This is a genomic window from Fontimonas thermophila (assembly GCF_900113085.1).
Taxonomy (GTDB): Bacteria; Pseudomonadota; Gammaproteobacteria; order Nevskiales; family Nevskiaceae; genus Solimonas; species Solimonas thermophila.
In genome coordinates this window covers 140,624-142,993 of sequence record NZ_FOOC01000004.1, presented here as the reverse complement: position 1 = coordinate 142,993, position 2,370 = coordinate 140,624, and the positions used below count along the sequence as shown (strand labels likewise).

The window sequence follows — 2,370 nt, the reverse complement described above, 5'->3', positions numbered from 1 at the left end:
TCGCCGATCAGCGCCTTGATCTCCTTGGCCGCCGCCGCGCTGCGCTGCGCGAGACTGCGTACCTCGGCGGCAACGACCGCAAAACCGCGGCCTTGCTCGCCGGCGCGCGCCGCTTCCACCGCCGCGTTGAGCGCGAGGATGTTGGTCTGGAACGCGATGCCATCGATGACACCGATGATGTCGGCAATCTTTTTCGAGGACTCTGTGATCGCATCCATCATGGCAATGACACTGGAGACGACCTGTCCTCCCCTGACCGCGACATCGGCCGCGCCGATCGCGAGCTGATTTGCCTGCTTGGCGTTTTCTGCATTCTGTTTGACCGTCGAGGTGAGTTCTTCCATCGACGAGGCCGTCTCTTCGAGTGATGCCGCCTGCTGCTCGGTCCGTGCCGACAAATCAGCATTGCCGGATGCGATCTCACGGGATGCCGTGTTGATTGTGTCGGTAGCCAGTTTGATCTGCCGCACGATCTCGGTCAGTTGCGCGACGGTGCTGTTGGCGTCGTCGCGCAGCTTGCCGAAGGTACCTTTGAAATCAGCGGTTATGGTCTGGGTCAGATCGCCCTTGGCGAGGGCGGCAAGCACACGCGCGATCTCATGGAATCCAGATTCGCTGGTTTGCAGCAGATTGTTGATGTTATCCGCGAGCTGTCTGAAGAATCCCTCCTTGCCATCGAGGGTGATGCGCTGAGAAAAATCACCCTGTGCCGCAGCGGCGACGATCTTGGAAACCTCCGACTCGACGGCAACCTCGGCCGTGCGATCCACCCATTCCACCGCGGTTCCCAGACGTTCATTGCGTTCGTTGACCACTGGCGTGACCGTCAGCGAGAACGTGCGCCCACCAACCTTGATTGTCGCGCGGTGGGTGGTGGTCAGTTTCTCCAGCATCGCGCGCTGATGCGCCGGATTTTTGTGGAAAACATCGATGTTCTGGCCGATCAGCTTGGATGCGTCGAAATTGGGCAGATCCTTGCGCAGGTCCATCTCCGCACGCTGGAACATGCCGATAATCGCCTTGTTGAGATAAATGATGTTGTAGTCGCGATCCGCGATCATGACGTTGGTCGCGACGTTGTCGAGGCCGATCCTGATACGCAAGTTCTCCGCGGAGATCCGCGCAGCTTCGGCCATGTCGAAACCGAGTTTGATCTGCATCGAACGGGCCGCATTGAGGATACGGCCGATTTCGTCCTCGCGCTCGACATCGATTTTGACGTTGAGCCGACCTTCGCTCATCTGCTGGATACACGCCGCAGCAGTCTCCAGAGGGCGCACGAGACCATGGACAAAGCGGTGACACGACCACAATCCGACTGCAGCGGCACATGCCATGACCAGCGCCTGCGCCATCCCACCGAAGCCAAGCGCGGATAGCGAACCAACCAGTGCTAGGAGTAGCAGAAACAATGCGCCGAGTGCCAGACCGCGTTCGCGGATCGATAAATGACGTAGCTTCTCGCGCAGACGGGCGAGCCGGCCATCGGACACTACCTTGCCGCGCAGGATGCGCAGGCCCTTGGCCGTCCCTTCGCGGAATTGCCGATACGCGCGTTCCGCGGCCTCCACCTGATCGCGTGCAGGCTTGGTGCGCACCGACATATAACCGACAACCTGGCCATTGGCGCGCAAGGGCGTGGCGTTGGCGAGAACCCAGTAGTGATCGCCATTCTTGCAACGGTTCTTGACCAGGCCAGTCCAGGGTTTACCGTCCTTGAGCGTCGCCCAGAAATCGGCAAAGGCCTCGACCGGCATATCTGGATGGCGGACGATGTTCTGTGGAGATCCGATCAGCTCGCTCTCCGAAAAACCGCTGACCTCGATGAAGTCGCGGTTGATGTACTGGATGACACCTTTGAGATCCGTATTGGACACGATCATCGTGTCCTCGGCCAGCATTTTCTCGACGCCGGTGACCGGCAGATTCATGCGCATCGTCTAGTCTCCTCGGGCATTCACATCGATCCCGCAGCGGACATCCATGCCAGCACCACGGACACGATCTGGTTCAAAATTCCGTCCACTGATCCTGGCCGGCAGTGCTGGCGGCACCTTCGCGCGCCGCGTTGCCATTGCTGCGGACAGAGGGTGCGACTGGGCGCCTGGACGCCGGCTTCGGAGCTGCGGTCCCCGCTGGACGCATGGCATGGGTCGAGCGTGGCGCCGAAGCTGGAGCCTGCACGCCCGCCTCCAGCACGTACGCGCTGACGGAATCAGCGAGCGCCTCCGCCTGTTCCTGCAAGGCCCGTGCCGCCGCCGAGGCTTCTTCGACCAGCGCCGCGTTCTGCTGCGTGACCTCGTCCATCGACGTGATCGCCTGGTTCACCTGCTCGATGCCCTGGCTCTGCTCCTGCGAGGCCGCGCTGAT

At 61.1% G+C, this 2,370-nt stretch carries 1 protein-coding gene and 1 pseudogene; both read right to left on the bottom strand.

The window, feature by feature from the left end; all coding sequences use genetic code 11:
• On the bottom strand, positions 1 to 1,937 hold a 1,937-nt coding region (locus BMZ48_RS13315), incomplete at its 3' end, for a methyl-accepting chemotaxis protein (RefSeq protein WP_200769531.1).
• A 73-nt stretch (positions 1,938 to 2,010) separates the two neighbouring features.
• Positions 2,011 to 2,370 (bottom strand): annotated as a pseudogene (locus tag BMZ48_RS13070) (methyl-accepting chemotaxis protein); the annotation flags it as partial.